The organism is Brevibacillus sp. MS2.2 (assembly GCF_013284345.1).
In the GTDB taxonomy this organism is placed as follows: domain Bacteria; phylum Bacillota; class Bacilli; order Brevibacillales; family Brevibacillaceae; genus Brevibacillus; species Brevibacillus brevis_C.
On sequence record NZ_JABSUZ010000021.1, the window covers coordinates 62335 to 79615 of the forward strand.

The window sequence follows — 17281 nt, forward strand, 5'->3', positions numbered from 1 at the left end:
TAGGCCCCAGATCCAAAGAATATCATTTTTTCTCATAATGAATACTCTTCGACAAGATTTTCAGGACACCTCTTACTAAAGAATATATCAAGGTAGACTAGGAAAGTTGTAGAGGTTTTGTAGAGGCGGCCCTGTTAAGATGTCATATCGGGAAAGATCTATTGAAAAATAGATAGCTTATACAAAATATTTTAGAAGCTCCATCAAGCTCATAGGCAGAATAGCTTCTTTTGGTGAAGGGGGTGTTCGATGGATGAGGGCCGATTTCTTTCTTAGGCAATCGCAAGAAAGATAGAGACTTGAGAGGAGCGGAAGGAAGAGCAATGAATACTAGCACAAAGCGGCGAAATTGGTGGAGGCGTTCACTGGCGTTTATGCTCTTGTTGACGTTGGTGGCAAGCAGTTTCTCGATGCCAGGAGTCCCTGGAAGAGTACAGGCGGCTGAGGCGATAAAGTGGTTGACCTACAAGTTTGACATGAAAGACTTTGCGAACACGGATCAACAAGCTTTATTCAAGGTAAATGGAAATGCACATTGGGGCACTGGTGAGGATGCGGGCAAGATGGTCCTTACCGATAATATTAAGGCGCAACAAGGCAGTGTATTTAATAGAGTTGGGATCAACCCGAATGAAAACATGTCATTTAGTACAGGTTTCTCCTTTGAAATCAATGCTTCCAGCTCTGGGGATGGAATGACCTTTGCCATCGTATCCGACCCGGAAAACCTGGGTGCACAAGGAGGCTTTCTTGGCATTGGCGGGCCGTGGGATGGCAAAGGGCCAGTGAAGCCAAGCGTAGCGGTAAAGTTTGATACGTATCAGAATGGTTCTGGATGGGGTGATCCTTCCAACAACTATATTGGCATTGCGGTAGATGGTGATGTGTACAACTATCCAAATGATCCTGTAAAGCAGACCTGGTTCAAGGATTTGAATGGTACAGGCCATGTATTATCCAATGGAAAGACGTACTATACTTGGATCGACTACGATGGTTCTGCCGAAACGCTGACCGTTTACTTTAGCGATACAGCAACAAAACCCGAGGCACCTTTTATTACGGGTAACGGCATAAATTTGAAGCAAGCTTTTGCAGGAAAAGATAAGATCTATGCAGGTTTTACAGCTGCGACAGGGGGAGCTGCTGAAAGTCACAAAGTCTTGAGCTGGTATTTCGTTAACGACCTTGCTCCGATTGGCAGCGATTTCGGCAACCCTGATACTTCCAGCGAATACAAACAGGCCCCATCCTCTCTGAACATGGAGGTTGGTTCAAAGGTAAATGGTGCTTATCCGATTGTGATTACTGCCAAAGATGCTACAGGCCAGAATGCTGTAGAGGTGCCTGTCGCGTTGACAAGCTCCCAGGCTGGAACCTGGAAGGATGCAACTGGCAACCCGATCACAGACTGGTCTACAGTGAAAACAGACAGCGAAGGAAAAGTGACCGTTTACTATATTCCCGACAATGCTTCAGTTGAAAGCAGTTTAAGCGCTGTGGCCATTGGTGGTGCTACGGCAACCGGAACAGTCTCTGCCATTGCGACATCAACATCACCAGGCGGGGTGAGTGAGGGCTTGCTCTCTTGGGTTGATGTAGAACAAAGTGCTGTGCTTTCGGGGAAACAAATCAATCAATTAACAGACTTGGCAGATGGCGGAGCATGGATGCCTAACGGTGCTACTTCCAATGACAATGTGCCTAACGCTCTGAATTTTAATAGCGGAATCCAAATTGACTCTAATAAAGGGTATTATACTCGCTCTTCCATTGATTTTAATCATAATGCTACTACGGATCGGGAAATATTCTCTGTCCAAGCAAGTGACAGATATAGCGGATTTCCATGGGAGTTTGGAGGAAAATATATAGCTCCAGTTGTTTATGGAGGTAATAATGGAAAATCCATAAGCGCAAATTTCAGTAGAGACGAAGGTATCCTGAGCGCAGACGTCGGTGATTACCAATTAAAAAATGGAGCGATGTTAAACATCTGGAGTGCACCAAATGATTGGGTACTTTCGCTAAATGGGAAAGTGTTACAGACGACAAACAGCAATACTCCCAACTTTGTATCTCCTATAACAAGCGGAAGTAAACCTTATTATTTTGGTGCAGGTCATAACAGTCGCTTTTACGGGAAGATGTCTGAAACGATCCTTTATAACCGTAAATTGACTGATGAAGACCGAAACAAAGTCAACAGTTACCTTGCTTTAAAATACGGATTGACATTGAAAGATGATAATAATGCTCCGATTGATTATGTCGCTAGCGATGGCTCTACGATGTGGGCAGCTAGCAACAACACTGGCTACGCCAACCGCATCACAGGGATCGGTCGTGATGAAGTAGGTGCTTTGTATCAAAAGCAATCGAAATCTCAGGTTGACGGTGCCAATGTCACGCTTGCAATAGGAAATGCGATCGAAGAGACGAATGCCCAGAATACCAAGACGATTGCACAAGATAAATCATTCTTTGTTTTTAGCGATAATGGTGGAGACGTTACATTCGTGACTCCAATAACAAAAGATACAGAAAGTCTAAAACGTATTGGCCGCACCTATAAAGTAGAGAAAACGAATTGGCAAGATACAGACATTACCCTGCACGTAGACAAAGTAGAAGGTGCTTCTGAGTGGCCTTTGTATCTGGTTGTCAGTGAGGATGAGCAATTCGATCAGAATGATGCATTCCATCCACTAACAGATGGTACAGTAACACTTAATAGTGCTGAATTTGCACATGGCAATTATTTTACGGTTGCCGCAACTGTACCCGTACCAACAGATGCTACCATTGAGCAAACAGTAGCGGATGGCAATAAATTAACGGTGACGTTTGATCGAGGAGTGGCTTTAACCAATTTAACTGGGTTTACAATTACAGTTGATGGTACACCTGTAGAAAACGGTGGTCTAACTTTCAAAGTTGACGAAAATGATGCTACAAAGCTAGTGATCACCTTGTCAGCAGGTACGGATGTTTCCAATAAAGCAGTAAACATTTCCTATGATGGCTTGGGGAACTTAAAAGGTACAAACGGTGCTCCAGTAGATCCATTTAACAAAAATGTAGATTCTGGGGCGACACTTACGATTACTGAACCAAGTGCCAATCCAGTCACGGTAACGAAGCCAGAGATTAAAGGAACAGCTGAAGCTGGTTCTACCATCAAGGTAGTCATTAAAAATCAAGGCCAAGAAGTAGAGGTTTCAGGTGATATTATCTTAGATGAAAACGGCAACTGGACGTTTACACCTACCCAAGATTTAAAAGATGGTGAATATACAATTGAGGTAACAGCGACGACAGTAGACGGCAAGTCAGCCAAAGCGACAAAGTCTATTACCGTAGTTACAGCACCAACCGAACCTGTCGTCGACAAATCGAAGCTGCAAGCAAAAGCGGACGAAATCCAATCCGAGAATCTAAAGGCAGACGATTACACAACCGAAAGCTGGGAAGAACTGCAAAAGGCATTGCAAAAAGCGGATGCGGTTCTGGCTGATCCAAACGCAACCCAACAAGAAGTAGACGAAGCGCTCTTGGCATTGACAAAAGCCAGAGAAGGTTTGAAAAAACCAAGCGTGCCTATGCCTACAGTCGACAAATCGAAGCTGCAAGCAAAAGCGGACGAAATCCAATCCGAAAATCTAAAGGCAGACGATTACACAAGCGAGAGCTGGGAAGAACTGCAAAAGGCATTGAAAAAAGCGGATGCGGTTCTCGTTGATCCAAATGCAACCCAAGAAGAAGTAGACGAAGCGCTCTCGGTATTAACAAAAGCCAGAGAAGGTTTGAAAAAACCAAGCGAGCCTACGCCTACAGTCGACAAATCAAAGTTGCAAGCAAAAGCGGACGAAATTAAATCCGAGAATCTAAAGGCAGACGATTACACAAGCGAGAGCTGGGAAGAACTGCAAAAGGCATTGAAAAAAGCGGATACAGTTCTGGCTGACCCAAATGCAACCCAAGATGAAGTAGACGAAGCGCTCTCGGCATTGACAAAGGCCAGAAAAGGTTTGAAAAAACCAAGCGTACCAACGCCTACACCTACAGTCGACAAATCAAAACTGCAAGCAAAAGCGGACGAAATCCAATCCGAGAGTCTTGAGGGTGAAGACTACACAAGCGAGAGCTGGGAAGAGCTGCAAAAAGCTTTAAGAAAAGCGGATGCGATACTGGCTGATCCCAATGCAACCCAAGAAGAAGTAGACAAAGCGCTTTCGGCATTGAAAAAGGCCAGAGAAGGTTTGAAAAAACCAGACGAGCCAACGCCAACACCTACAGTAGACAAATCAAAGCTGCAAGCAAGAGTAGATGAAATTGACGATGAAGACTTGGATGAGGATGACTATACATCTTCCAGTTGGAGAAAACTCGAAAAAGCATTAAAGCGAGCAAATGACGTACTGGATGATCCTGATGCAACCCAAGACGAGGTAGACGAAGCACTTGCTGAGCTTAAAAAAGCAAGAAGAGGTTTAGAATCTGTCGATAAACGAGACAGAGACCGGGAAAAAGAACGGAAAAAAGACCGGGACGGCACTAATCAAGTTCAAAACCCGTTCTTTACTGGAGGCAACTCCGGTAATGTAGCACCGAAGCCAAGTGAGCCTGCGAAAGAAGAAAACGACCAAACAGGCTACATGAACGGCTACCCAACAGGAAACTTCGATCCAAATCGCCAAGTGACCCGTGCAGAAATGGCCATGATCCTGGTAAACACAGGAATGGTTAAGACTACATCCGCAAGTGGAATGTTTATGGACGTAGCCGACCAACATTGGGCGGCAGATGCGATTAGAAGAGCGAATGCAGCAGGGCTGATGAACGGTTATTCGAATGGCACGTTCAACCCGGGAGGCGGAATCACGCGCGCGGAAATGGCGACCATTGTATACAAACATCTGGGATTAAATGGAGACGGCATGCCGAACAACTTCTACGATGTACCAGCAGATCACTGGGCAACTCAGATTATCGCGGCAGTAAGTAAAGAAGGCTACATGTCCGGCTATCCAGATGGTACATTCCATCCCCAAAATACATTGACTCGAGCAGAAACGGTCACTATCATCAATCGTTTGCTGAACCATTCGCAGTTAAGTTCAGTAATAGGACAAAGCTGGCCAGATGTACCTTCAACCCATTGGGCGTACAAAGATATTGAAGCAGCAACCAAAAAGTAAAGGGAACTCTCTTTCCTAATCTAAGAAGACCGGAGTGCATATTTTATATGCTTCTCCGGTCTTTTTCGACTACTCTCATGACCCCTATGTATGAAGATTCATTCACATATACTGTAATTCGGGAAAATCCCTTGCAGGTAGGAATCCCACAGGTTATTGATAAATTCCATATTGATCTTGTTTTCAAACGCCTTGGAAATCAGACCAAAGTCGTCCGACGCATACCCTGCCAGCTCAGAATTCTGGGTTATCCGAAAAGTTTGCTTGAACACAAATTCCCTAATTTCTCTGATAACGGTATTTTCAGAGGGGTCAATTTCATCAACTTTTTTGTAACTAGAACTCCATGCCGTATCAAATTCAACAGCATCCCTAGCGTCTAATTCAGCGTCCCAATCAACATCTTTATTGAAGACATTCTCTAAAAAACGGTCATGACTGATTATCGAAAGTATCTCACTCGCTGTTTTCAACGAAACCCTACCCCCTTCCATAATATACTAATAGGGATCACTTTGTAGCACAATGGGATCTCGGTCTTCGTCATCAAATTGGCCAAGTGTCTGCGTTAAAACAATCCTGAATGAGGGAAAGGTTGTGCTTGACATCATGAAGAAAAGATAGAATAAACTATGGATATCTATTAGATCAATTCAGCGCGCAAAGCGGGAAATAGGTGATCACCAAATGAGAGCAAACCGGATGGAAGCGTTCAGCGATGGCGTGCTGGCAATTATCATTACGATTATGGTACTAGAATTCAAAGTACCAGAAGGCCACGACTGGCATTCGTTAATCGAATAGGCCCAAAAGTTCTTAGCTACATCTTCAGTTTCGTTTATATCGGCATCTACTGGAACAATCATCATCATCTACTGCACATGGTTCGCACAATGAATGGGCGGCTCATGTGGCTGAATTTGATATTGCTCTTCTGGCTATCTCTTATTCCGTTTACGACCGCGTGGATGGGGGAAAGCCAGTTTGCGCCCACTCCGATGGCATTGTACGGGATCATTCTTTTGCTTGCAGCGACTTCTTACAGAATGCTTCAACTCGCAATCATTAATCAGCATTCTGGCGATTCTGCATTCGTAAAGTCAATGGGCAGAGACTGGAAGGTGAAAATATCTCCTGTTCTCTATTTGCTCGCGATATTGACCGCGTATGTGAGTCCATGGGTATCCGGCTTCTTTTACGTACTCGTTGCCGCGATCTGGGTCGTGCCGGAAAAGCGAATCGAGCACATTTTGAGAAGCGAATAATTGGATCTGAGAAAAGCATAGGAAACGAAAAGAAGCCTCCAAACCGGAGGCTTCTTTTTTTCAAGAGGTTGCCGTTATAGACAACACGGTGAGCCATATCATCAATGGAGATCGTTTTTTTCTGATTGGATTCGTTGTCATACCAGCGTAGAACCGCCATCTACTACAATGACCTGACGGGGAGAGCGAATACAAGAAACAGAATGGCTTCTACCTTAAGATGAAAAGATCATTTCAAAAATTCAGGCAAAAAGTAGGTAGACCCAGGAAAGACCCATACTATAATGGAAATAACAACCATGCATGAGAAAGCGATTTGAGGAGGCCAGCTCGTGGGAAGATCATTCGCAAATTTGCCCCCGAAGTACTAGGCAAGTCAAAAGATAAGGCTCAAGCGATCAAAGTTGTCATGTATGTAAGCAAAAGCAACGAGAACTGGATTAGCGTGCTCCACGATTATTTTGTATGGGGCACAGTGAAGAAGATCGGCAAAACATTGTCTCAGCTTACCAAGGAACCAGTGATGACAGCCGGATATATGAATGAGGAAATATTCGAGTTGTCGGTTTTCGAGAATGGAGACATTCAAGCCGAAAGAATCTTTTGTGAACAGTGGACAAGGGATGAATATGGACTCAAAGAAGAGCGTCTTCATGATGACTACCTGCGAGAAGCGTTAGATATCCGTAATGAGGATTTTGACGACTTCATCAGCATGACCAGTCCTTATCAAGCCGTTGATAAGCTGTCGGAACTCGTAAGAATGTCTTTTTGGAGTGATGCGGAGTGGATACCACACGAGGAATCTCTCAGAGAACGGTTCGAGAAATATGAATTTTGAAACTACATGAGCTGTATAGGCACGCCTCCTTGTTTTCAATAAATATGATGAAAAGTGGTGGTGAACCAGAAATGGCTAAGGACGTATGGGACAACATATCCAAACGATATCACACCCGATTTATTCCACAGTTAATCCCCCTGCTACAGCGGAAGAAATAAACCTCTTAGAAAGCACATTAAACGTACAACTACCGATTTATTTTCGCGATTATCTATCTACATGGAACGGACAACAAGAGCAGGTGCCTTTTATCGGCTACAACTCCTTTTTGTCTATTCCAGCTATCATCGAAACATGGTCCATGCTGAATGAATTGTTTGAGGACGCGGGACAAATTTTTAAATATCACTCTGGTATGGGTTATCAAGAGGTGATTGCAGACTCATTCGAAGAGTTTTCCATTGAAATATTAAAGAGGTTCCAAGCCAACCAATTTTCATTTACGGACGGTGTTATTTCGTTTGAGGATCATTACTTTGTTTGATCACCGAAGGGCTTGCCATAGGAGGATGCACGCGTGCGAAAAATATGGATGAGAAAGATTCTGATCAATAATCCTGTTGAACTGGATCGGGTTCAGATCGAGCAGGACTTACGCGAAGGCAACCAAGTGATCGTCCAGTTCTCTCACCCGGAGTTTTATGGCTCCATTTTGGAGGAAGTCGATGAGCTATGCGCGCGTTTGGATGAAAACTTCGGAGTGCGTTTCTACGGGCACTATTCTCTCTCGTTCGATGGACATACTCTCTTGCGGATTCCCCATGTCAAGATGCTGCATCTCAATAGTCTTGCCCATGCGCATAACACGGAAGTATTGGCCACGCTGAAACATTTGCATAGTTTACACCTGGGTATATACGAGCTGGAGAATTCGGACATTTTGGGAATAGATACGCTGGGCTCTCTCAGAGATTTATCGATTCTCTCTGAGAAAAAAATTCTCAACCTGCAATATTTGAAAGAGTTCTTTCATCTGGAGCAATTGCATGTCGGGGGCAAGGTGAAAAACCTGGAGGCGGTAGGCGATCTGAAGGATTTGAATTATCTCGCGCTGCATTCGATCAGCAAATTACCGTTACATTTTGTTAACCGACTGAAAAAGCTGAAGCACCTTCGCATTTTGCTTGGAGGACGAGAGCATATTCAGGAAATGGAAGAGAATGAAATCGACGATCTGGAGATTTCCAGAGTCCGCGGTTTTCATGACTTGTCCAATATCGCGAACTTCCGAGCGCTAACGCGTCTTGTGATTGAGGATCAAATTCAACTGCGTGAAGTCAGCTTTGATCGGGAGATGAAGGCGTTGGAGGAGCTATCCATTTGGAATTGTAAAGGCTTGGCTCGTTTGACGGGAATGGAGCAATTGCCTTCGCTGCGCAAGCTCCGCATTTTAAAAACAGCCATCGATTTTGATACCTTTATCCATCAAAAACTTCCAAGTGCTCTATCTACAGTGGAATTTGTGACTACCAAAACAAAAGTAGACCAAGAAATACAAGAATCGTTAGTAAAGTTAGGTTATCAAAAATGGAGCGGCTCCTGAAAAGGCCGCTTGCTCCCGGAATGAGTCGAGTGTGAGGAGAGAGGGTGAAGCCCATGTATGACACGTATGCTTCGTCTTTTGCGAAGTTTTTGGAACGGTTGATGGACGAGCGCAGATGAGGAAGTCTCGATTTGTAGGATACAGGAGGAGGCATTCATGTACATAGTATCGCAGCCAAAGCGGTTGTCCGATGGCCGAAACCAAGCGCTATCGAAGGAGGAAGCCGCTTTTTTTCCACCGGGATACTTCCGATTTTTACAGCAATTCGGTGAGGGGACTTACAGAGGATGGATGAATATCAATTTGCCTGATACGGAGGTCCTTCAGCCTTTTGCCGAGTATGATTTATGGGAGCATGACGCTGACAGCCCGATTACGCAGCAGCAAATCGGTCAGTGTGTTGCGATAGGCACTACGGTGGACGGTGATTTTCTGGCCGTGCATCTCCAGACCGATCAACTGCTTTGGCTGCCGAGGCATGCTGAGCGATTGAAGGCGCTATCGCTACAAGGGCAGAAGCAGGAAGACGAAGAGATGTATGCTAGAGTGCTGGACGAAATCTATCGCCAAGTATACGGAAGTGACCAAGAGGGAGCGGTTTATTATGAGCCGTGGTCGGAGACGCGGAGTCACCTCTTTTTGCGCTTGCCCCCGATGCAGGATGGAATATCGTTGCCGGAGCTGGCTGGCATGTGCCAAGAAGCCTTTCTCCCTGATTTGGTGCTTGAGAACGAATATCTTTGCAAGCTGTTTTACCAGCAGCTAGGCGGCTATGTAAGGTTTAATTATGCCAACAGGCAAGAGGTTGCCGTCATGTACGAAGAGGATGCTGAACAAACATTTGCTGTTATGAAACAATGGCTTCTATCAAAAGGATGCGAAGTGTAATTCAGAAACAAAGAGCAACACGTAGTGGTAATCACTCATGTTGCTCTTTGTTGTAAACTCGCAAGCTAGCGTTTTTCCTTAAGAGAATCTATCATATACACCCATCCAATCAGCCCACATAAAACAAACCCAAACGCATGCAGCGATCCGTAAATCGGAATGAAATCGTGTATGGTTAATGAAAACATGCTTTTCAATATCGGATAGCAAATGGAAACGACGACAATGGTGTAAAAGGCCATGCAGGAAAGGACTAAAAAGAAGCTCGACTTATTCTGCAATGAGCCTCTCCTCAAGTAAGCAAGCAGATAAGTAGTGTAAATCGCAATATTACACGCGAACAAGGTGACGCCAATGTACTCAATCGGCTTCGAGAAAATAATCCCGACAGCGATCAGAATGGGTCCAATGATATCGACAGCAACGACCCAGGGATACCAGCTTTTCTTCGTCATGATCCGTCCCAATAGACCGATAAAAATCGGAACAATTGCTGATGAAAAATGAAAGTGGACCGAACTCAGGGCATGCGTCGCGGGTTTAGCCTGGAAGAGATCAAATTGATACTGATAGAGAGTGAACCAAATGCCCCCGATAAGAAAGTAAACGAGCCCCGCGCCAATCGCGATTTCCTCTGTCCTTCCTTTGCGATTCACAATAACGGTCAGGCCATAAAGGCAGAGCAAGAATGTGAACAGTAGCCACCCGAGCGAGAGGGTCCCTGGTATGGCTGTGCTTCCCAGTCCCCACGTTTTGCTGCCCATTACAGAGGCTAAGGCGAGAAGCGCTGCGGGAAATTGAAGCAGCTTTATAGCAGCATAAATAACCCGTTGCTGTTTATTCTTTTCGTCATAGCGCAAAAGTAAAATCACTAGAGGTACAATGACGAAAGCTGCAAACATGAGGAATTTTTCGACAAGATTAAATGGAAAGTAATTCAGATAAAAGATAAGGATGGTTATGATCCCACCGGGAATCGCCGATATCAATGGTTTCATCACATGCCCCCAGGATGTCATTCGAGATGTTCATATAAGTGGTTGCTTATAGTAGTGTAACACATTTTGTGAGGGCTATTCTGTTCACGAGATAACTTCGTTTCAGCCGTTATTTTTGTACCCGTCCTTCTACAAGGCATGTGCCGGGGAAGTAGTGAGCAAAATCATATGCAAATCAACAAAAGGAGCATGCTGCGGCGTACTCCTTTTTAAATTTTTTTGCCGATAAGTTCATGAAGCTGAGACTAGGTGGCGGCAAGTCATTGGAGGAGAGTGGTCTGGAAGTATTGAATGGCTATTTGTCAGGATTGTCCTATTAAATCGGAGCATATTAAAATCAAACGAATCGATAGGAGAGAGAGCAGCCATGCATGATAAGCAAATTACGGAGCCAGACCATACGGCAGTGCGGGTCGCGTTGTGGCGGGCCTTGCACGTACAGGTCGATTCACCGCCGCATGTGTTAGAAGACGAGATCGGTCTGCGACTGGCGGACCCGGAAGACGGATGGCGCCAACGCCCTGACATGGACCCGGAGAGCACCAGCGGATTTCGAGCATCTATTGTGGCTCGTGCTCGCTTTATTGAAGATTTGGTCACCGAACAGCTCGGGCAAGGCGTCACCCAGTACGTCATCCTCGGCGCTGGCCTCGACACCTTTGCTCAGCGCAGACCAGAGATCGCTTCTCGAATGCGGATCTTCGAGGTCGATCAGCCAGGCACACAGGGCTGGAAGAAGCAACGCTTGAGCGAGCTGGGCTTTGACATCCCCGAGTGGCTACGATTCGTACCCGTTGACTTCGAGGCAGGCGGGTCTTGGTGGGAGCAACTAAAGACCGCTGGCTTTGACGCCAGACGACCGGCTGTGGTAGCATCCACTGGCGTCACTCAGTACCTCACCAAGGATGCGATTGTGGCTACGTTGGGCCAAGCAGCGACGCTTGCCCCAGGCTCCACGCTGGCTATGACGTTCCTGCTCCCCTTTAACCTCACAGAAACCAAGGAGCGTCCTGAGGTTGAAGAGGCGGAAAAGGGAGCACGAGCAAGCGGCACACCTTTTATCAGCTTCTTCACACCGCCGGAGATGGTGGCACTGGCCCGCGAGGCTGGTTTTCGAGAAGTCCAGCATGTATCCTCGGCAGAACTTAACCAGCGCTACTTCACCGGACGCACCGATGGTCTTTCGCTGCCAAGCGGAGAGGAGTTCCTGATAGCCACTACATAGAGTCGAGACGGGGCTTATGAACCGGAACGGGTCTCTATTAAATAGAAAAGCTTCATAGAACTCCATTTGACTAAGCTACGGTATTCCTCAGATAACCGTAGCTTTTTCCATAACAACTGTATTTCTCTGCCCTATTCTATGTGGTAAATTATGGACAGATTCTATTTGGATGTCTAAGAAGAAAATGACTAGGAGAGTCAAATGAAAAAGGGCCATGTCCTACTATTACTAGGCTTAGTAGTAATCATCTTGTCCGGTGCACGCATTTTGTGGATGGAATCGTTTCGTGATCAACAAGCGGACATTAAAAATGGGCAATTCGATTTGCGTGATTGGAATGCAGAAGATGGCGAAACTCTCTTACTCGATGGAGAGTGGGAGTTTTATCCCTCTCAATGGTTGATGGATGGCAGACGGCAAAAAGGAATAGAAGAGAAGGAGCCAGCGCTTATTCAGGTTCCGGGAAGATGGAATGAAGCTTTGCATGCAGACAAGTCAACTCCCTATGGATTTGCTTCTTATCGCTTGCGTCTGTATGTAAATCCGGAAAAGGACCTGAATTATAGTATTCGTGTACCCAGCGTGCGCACGGCATCGGAATTATACGTAAACGGCCGTTTGCTTGCGAAATCGGGGCGGGTGGGGGAATCGGAGGATGAATATATTGCGAAAAATCTGCCTTATTCTTCAACCTTTACGGCAGATGAAAATGGCGTAATCGATATCGTCATTCAGGCGGCAAACTATGTGGATGGTCGAAGCAGCGGCATTGTTCGATCCATTAAATTTGGTTCAGAAGAAGCCATTGCAAAAGAAATAAAAGTCTCCGTTTCTACGCAGCTTCTGGCAGCCATGATATTTCTTATACATTCTGCTTATGCGTTTATTTTATTTTTACTAGGAGATAAGAAAAAGAATCTGCTGTATTTTTCTTTGCTGACATTATGCATAGCGCTTACTAGCGTGTTAAGCAACGATGAGAAGTTGTTCCACCAATTATTTTATATCGGCATTGATTGGGATTTTCGGTTAGCGAATATTGCCCTCGTTATTGGCGCCTACGCTTTGTTGGAGTGTATGAATCATCGCGAACTCCCTTTTTGGAGCAGGATGTATCCTGTATACAGGGTGATGAATTTTGGGACTGCTGGCATTACGTTGTTTTTAGACCCTGATCAGGTGACGATGCTCTTTCCCGTTTATTTTGGATTGGTCGGTATTGCCGCAGTGATCACGTTGATTTCCATCTTTAAAAAGTTGATCAAAGACATCATGAGCAATCTTTTACTGCTTTTTTCTTTTCTTGCGTTGCTTCACCATTTTATTTGGTCGTTAATTTGGCGGGAGAGTGGGTTGAGTCTTGTCTACTATCCGTTTGATCTGATTATTTCGATGGGTTGCTTAGCCGCTGTGTGGTTTAAGGGCTATTTCATCATGCATGCCAACACAAAAGAAATTGCTGCAACCTTGCAAAGAATGAATGACCATAAGGATCAATTTCTGGCCAACACTTCACATGAATTTAAAAATCCGCTACATAGCATTCTGAACATGTCACAATCCGTTTTAAACAGGGAACGACATTTGTTGAAGGAAAGGAGTATCAAAGAGCTTGAAACGGTTTTATCTGTAGGGCGACGGCTGACATTGATATTAAATGATTTGATCGATGTAATGAGTTTACAGGAAGGCAACCCGCGCCTACAGAAAAAAGTCATATGGATTCAGCCCATCGTGACCGGGGTACTTGATATGCTGCAATTTAACACAGAAGTAAAGCCTGTAAAAATCGTAAATCAAATCCCAGAAGATTTTCCTCCCGTACACGCGGATGAGAATCGGGTGATTCAAATCGTTTTCAATTTACTTCACAATGCTGTGAAATATACGAGTGAAGGGATCATTTCGATTCAATCTTTTTCCAAGGACGGAAGAGCTTTTATTGTGATTCATGATACAGGGATTGGAATGGATGAAGACATGCAAAAGCGCCTATTCCGTCCTTATGAGCAAGCCAGCACGAGTGAGACCATGATTGAAGGTGGCTTTGGGTTAGGTCTACGAATAAGCAAGCAACTGGTTGAGCTTCATGGAGGGACGTTGGATGTATCCTCTGTTTTAGGGGAGGGCTCAACATTTACCTTTTCGTTAAAGCTGGCACAGATGGAAGCGGAGGAAGAGGTGGCTGTTTCTCGCTCATTCGAACCGATAGTCGTACAACCTATGCCGATTCAGGCAAAAGTGGAGATTCATTCAGCTACGAAACCAACAACTTTATTAGAAGTGAATCGCGATCATCCGCGCCTATTAATTGTGGATGATGACCCTGTTAACCTTCAGGTGCTGGAAGCCATACTACCTCCAGACGAATATGATGTAACAATGGTGACGAGTGGAAAAGAGGCGTTGGCCATACTGGATACAAAGGAATGGGATCTCGTCATCTCCGATATTATGATGCCGCAGATGTCCGGATATGAGCTAACACGAATGATTCGTGAGCGATTTACACTCACGGAACTCCCTGTTTTGCTTCTTACCGCAAGAAGCCAACCAAAAGATATTCAAAGTGGTTTTTTAGCGGGAGCAAACGATTACGTGACCAAACCAGTGGAAGGAATGGAAATAAAATCACGGATTAAGGCGCTAACTACGATTAAACAATCCGTCCGGGAACAACTGCGATTAGAAGCTGCATGGCTGCAAGCGCAAATCCAGCCTCATTTTTTATTTAATGCGTTGAGCGCTGTAACGGCTTTAAGTGACATCAATTTGGACAAGATGCGTGATTTACTGTATGAGTTCAGCAATTTTTTGAGGAATAAATTCAAATTTGAAGATATGGACGGGCTTGTTCCGATCGAAACGGAGCTAAGTCTGGTGCGCTCTTACCTATATATTGAAAAGGTTCGGTTTGAAGAAAGGCTGCAAGTTGTTTGGGAGATAGATGACTGTGAGGATATAAAAATTCCCTTTCTTACGATCCAGCCTCTCGTAGAAAATGCGATCATACATGGTGTGATGAACCGTATTCGTGGGGGGGAAATTAAGATTCGGATTTCCGTCCAGAAAACGCATGCTGAAATAACTGTTGAAGATGATGGGATCGGAATGGACGAAGATCAAGTACAACGACTTCTCGAAAGAAAAGCTGATAGCAGTTCAGGAGTAGGATTGATCAATACAGATCAGCGATTAAAGCGGCACTTCGGAACAGGTCTGCATATCGAAAGTACGCTAGATACAGGGACAAAGATAACTTTTCATGTACGTAACAAGTTGAATAGCAAGAATTTGAGTGAAAAACACCCCGGTTCCTTATCTTAGGACCGGGGTTTGTTGTTTTCCAATGATTAGTAAAACTTATGATGACAATAACGAATTCCAATTGCTCGGATTCTACTCACTGTGGTAGCTTAAAGTAAATAATCATATAAGATTACTCGGAATTAATTTTTTTCTCATGTGAGGTGTATATCGTTGGTACTTAAGGTAACAGATAGTCCTTTCAGTCAGGAACAAGTAGAGCTCCTAAATTGGTTGCTGCCTACGCTTTCGGAGGTGCAAAAGGTTTGGCTGAGCGGGTTTCTTGCAGCTCTTCACAAAGTGGAATCACCGATGGCCGCTGGGTTTCAAGCCGCTTCAACTGCGAATGGGCCAGTCATTTCCAAAGAGGTGACAGTGCTTTTCGGATCTCAATCCGGGAACAGCCAAAAGTTGGCGAAGGTGCTGACCGGAAAGCTTCAGGAGCACGGCTTCCACGTAACTCTTTCCTCCATGAGCGACTTCAAGACGAATGCGTTGAAAAAGGTTGAAAACCTGCTTGTTGTGGTAAGCACACACGGAGATGGTGAACCACCGGACAACGCCCTCTCTTTCCATGAATTCTTGCACAGCAAAAGAGCGCCGCAATTGGTGGGCTTGCAGTTTTCCGTGCTGGCATTGGGCGATACCTCCTATGAATTGTTCTGCCAAACTGGCAAAGAGTTCGATAAGCGGTTAGAAGAGCTCGGAGGCAAGCGTCTTACTCCTCGAGTCGATTGCGATGTGGATTACGAGGAGCAAGCCTCTGAATGGATGAATCAAGTTCTGGCCTCTCTCAGTGAAACGTCGGTAACCCAGGTTGCTGCTGCAAGTGCAGTGATCGGGACAGGGACACAGACCGAATATTCACGGTCGAATCCGTTTCAGGCTGTGGTCTTGGAGAACTTGAATCTGAACGGACGGGGAGCAGATAAGGAAACCCGCCACCTGGAAATCTCCCTTGAGGGTTCCAATCTCGAGTATGAACCGGGTGACTGTTTGGGGGTCTATCCTAAAAATCATCCTGACCTTGTCCGTGAGCTGATTGACGCGATGGGCTGGAAGCCGGAAGAGCTCGTTCCCATTCATAAAAACGGGGAAGAGCGCACGTTGGAAGAGGCCTTGTCCAGTCATTTTGAAATCACGGTTCTCACCAAGCCCCTCCTGGAACTAGCAGTAAAGCTATCATCAGGAAACGGGTTGCAGGAACTGCTTGCGGAAGGGCGAGAGCAAGAGCTTCGTGATTATATTCGAAATCGGGATTTGCTGGACCTGGTAGAGGACTACGATTTGAAGGGCGTGCCTGCCAAAGAATTTGTCTCCATTCTTAGAAAGCTGCCGCCGCGTCTCTATTCGATTTCAAGCAGCTTAAAGTCCTACCCGGACGAAGTTCATCTGACAATTCGCAATGTTCACTATCAGGCTCATGGGCGTGAGCGGTACGGCGTTTGTTCGAGCTATATCGCGAATCGTTTGGAAACGGGTGATACGCTGCCAGTATTTGTGCAGCATAACCCCAACTTTAAGCTCCCGGCTAACCCGGACATTCCGTTGATCATGATTGGTCCCGGCACGGGTGTTGCTCCATTCCGCGCCTTCCTGGGAGAACGGGAGGAGCTAGGGGCGACCGGCAAGACATGGCTTTTCTTTGGCGATCAGCATTTCTCCACGGACTTTCTGTATCAGCTCGAATGGCAGCGTTGGCTCAAACAGGGTGTACTGACGCACATGGATGTCGCGTTCTCTCGAGATACAAGCGAAAAGGTGTATGTTCAGCACCGGATGCTTGAGAAGAGCAAGGAGCTGTACCAATGGCTGCAGGCTGGGGCGCACGTATACGTATGCGGAGACGAGAAAAAGATGGCGCACGACGTTCACGCAGCCCTGGTCACCATTCTCCAACAAGAGGGTGGACTTGATTCAGAGGAAGCTGTTGCGTATTTGAAACGGATGCAGCAGGAAAAACGATATCAGCGAGATGTCTACTGAGTGTTGAGAAAGAATGAGAGGGGAG

Annotated in this window: 10 protein-coding genes and 1 pseudogene; 9 read left to right on the top strand and 2 right to left on the bottom strand. The window is 45.5% G+C overall.

The genetic code is table 11. The annotated features are described in order from the left end of the window. Positions 1-323 precede the first annotated feature (323 nt). Positions 324-5201, top strand: coding sequence for a DUF8202 domain-containing protein (locus HP568_RS18850; protein WP_173629904.1), 4878 nt, complete (start codon positions 324-326; stop codon positions 5199-5201). A 98-nt stretch (positions 5202-5299) separates the two neighbouring features. On the opposite strand, the gene HP568_RS18855 is transcribed toward HP568_RS18850, so the two are convergent. Beyond that, complete coding sequence (locus HP568_RS18855) at positions 5300-5674, bottom strand: hypothetical protein (RefSeq protein WP_048035437.1); 375 nt, start codon at positions 5672-5674, stop codon at positions 5300-5302. Positions 5675-5888: 214 nt separating this feature from the next. On the opposite strand from HP568_RS18855, the pseudogene HP568_RS18860 reads away from it, so the two are divergent. The 5 genes and pseudogenes from HP568_RS18860 to HP568_RS18880 all read left to right on the top strand — a co-directional run bounded on the left by HP568_RS18860 (position 5889) and on the right by HP568_RS18880 (position 9741). Beyond that, positions 5889-6466, top strand: a pseudogene (locus tag HP568_RS18860) (TMEM175 family protein). 316 nt (positions 6467-6782) lie between these two features. Then, entirely contained in the window at positions 6783-7307 is a 525-nt protein-coding gene (locus tag HP568_RS18865; RefSeq protein WP_254551346.1) for a hypothetical protein, read from the top strand. Positions 7308-7392: 85 nt separating this feature from the next. Continuing rightward, a complete protein-coding gene (locus tag HP568_RS18870) occupies positions 7393-7794 on the top strand; it encodes an SMI1/KNR4 family protein (RefSeq protein WP_173629905.1) in 402 nt (133 codons plus the stop codon). Positions 7795-7827: 33 nt separating this feature from the next. Beyond that, entirely contained in the window at positions 7828-8853 is a 1026-nt protein-coding gene (locus tag HP568_RS18875; protein WP_173629906.1) for a hypothetical protein, read from the top strand. Positions 8854-9009: 156 nt separating this feature from the next. After that, positions 9010-9741: a hypothetical protein gene (locus tag HP568_RS18880; protein ID WP_173629907.1), complete on the top strand. Its 732-nt coding sequence runs from the start codon at positions 9010-9012 to the stop codon at positions 9739-9741. A gap of 65 nt (positions 9742-9806) precedes the next feature. On the opposite strand, the gene HP568_RS18885 is transcribed toward HP568_RS18880, so the two are convergent. Then, positions 9807-10739 (bottom strand): YndJ family transporter, encoded by a 933-nt coding sequence (locus HP568_RS18885; protein ID WP_173629908.1) that lies wholly within the window; start codon positions 10737-10739, stop codon positions 9807-9809. A gap of 367 nt (positions 10740-11106) precedes the next feature. Between HP568_RS18885 and HP568_RS18890 the strand changes: the two genes are divergently transcribed. The 3 genes from HP568_RS18890 (at position 11107) to HP568_RS18900 (ending at position 17256) form a co-directional block, all read left to right on the top strand. Continuing rightward, a complete protein-coding gene (locus HP568_RS18890) occupies positions 11107-11964 on the top strand; it encodes a class I SAM-dependent methyltransferase (RefSeq protein WP_173629909.1) in 858 nt (285 codons plus the stop codon). 201 nt (positions 11965-12165) lie between these two features. Then, on the top strand, positions 12166-15291 hold the full coding sequence (locus HP568_RS18895) for a hybrid sensor histidine kinase/response regulator (protein ID WP_173629910.1): 3126 nt from the start codon (positions 12166-12168) through the stop codon (positions 15289-15291). Positions 15292-15444: 153 nt separating this feature from the next. After that, positions 15445-17256 (top strand): assimilatory sulfite reductase (NADPH) flavoprotein subunit, encoded by a 1812-nt coding sequence (locus HP568_RS18900; protein WP_173629911.1) that lies wholly within the window; start codon positions 15445-15447, stop codon positions 17254-17256. Positions 17257-17281 lie beyond the last annotated feature (25 nt).